Source organism: Blautia sp. 210820-DFI.6.14 (genome assembly GCF_020558815.1).
In the GTDB taxonomy this organism is placed as follows: domain Bacteria; phylum Bacillota; class Clostridia; order Lachnospirales; family Lachnospiraceae; genus Blautia_A; species Blautia_A obeum.
In genome coordinates this window covers 1-453 of record NZ_JAJCKS010000101.1, presented here as the reverse complement: position 1 = coordinate 453, position 453 = coordinate 1, and the positions used below count along the sequence as shown (strand labels likewise).

At 36.9% G+C, this 453-nt stretch carries 1 protein-coding gene; it reads right to left on the bottom strand.

The genetic code is table 11. The features are described from left to right. Nucleotides 1-453: type IV secretory system conjugative DNA transfer family protein (locus LI112_RS17915; protein ID WP_227191212.1), on the bottom strand; the 453-nt coding region annotated here is incomplete at both ends.

Here is a 453-nt window from a genome sequence, read left to right as displayed (position 1 = left end):
TTAGCAATAATGGTTGTTACCAGTTTTAGAATATCTTTTTCACTGCGGATATATACAAATGGATTATAGTGCATGGATTTTTTGAAGTTAATTGTATTCAAAACTTTGATTTTATACGGTTCGTATATAACTTTTCCCTCTTTGTCCCGCACGATTTTTCCATTCTCATCCGTCATCGGACTGCCTTTTGCCAGCATACTGCCAACTTCCAGAAGCACAGTTCCCTTCGGATCAGTAATCACATAAGAGCTATGCATCTGCATAATGTTAGGCTTTACAAAAAATCTGGTTTTTCCAGAACCGGAACCGCCAATTACCAGAATGTTTTTATTCCTGGCGTATTTCGGATTCTTTGGTCTGCTTGACATAGTAAGACTCTCTGTTTCTGTGAGAATAATATTATTTTCAAATTCAGGATCAGCATATGGTCGTATATCTTTTTCTGTTCCCCAT